This is a genomic window from Staphylococcus sp. EG-SA-2 (assembly GCF_017152085.1).
In genome coordinates this window covers 1-510 of sequence record NZ_JACYHC010000240.1, presented here as the reverse complement: position 1 = coordinate 510, position 510 = coordinate 1, and the positions used below count along the sequence as shown (strand labels likewise).

Sequence of the window (510 nt, the reverse complement as noted above, 5' to 3'; positions counted from 1 at the left end):
CACGTGGTGGATATTATACTGAAGGACCTGCTGCTGATTTTGAAATGGGTGACCGTTATTTAAGAACAATTATGACATTCTTAGGTGTGCCATCATATGAAACAATCATTATTGAAGGACACAATGCTGAACCTCATAAGACTGAAGAAATTAAAGCAACTAGTATTAATAATGCTGAAAAATTAGCAACAATTTTTTAAATTTTTAGTTACACTGTGTGACGTCTCAAACGTCACACAGTTTTTAATTGTATGCATTTCCTACTTTTTTATAAATACCTATTATTTCCACACATTTAAAGTTTGATATTCACTTTAATACTGATGTAAATATTTTTAAAATATATTATTATAGTGTTAATTAAGTATTTTAAGAAAAGGTGTGAATGTATGAAAGCACATAAAATTTTCTGGTTAAACTTAGCAGCAATTATTATTATTTCAATTGTAGTCAGTGGCGGTATGTTTTTGGCAATGAAGTGGGAACAAATTCATTTGAAAGATGGTCTTA

2 pseudogenes are annotated in these 510 nt (G+C 29.0%); both read left to right on the top strand.

Features of this window, described 5'->3' with window-relative positions:
* Window positions 1-200 (top strand): annotated as a pseudogene (locus tag IDG60_RS02355) (FMN-dependent NADH-azoreductase); the annotation flags it as partial.
* 189 nt (window positions 201-389) lie between these two features.
* Window positions 390-510, top strand: a pseudogene (locus IDG60_RS02350) (tandem-type lipoprotein); the annotation flags it as partial.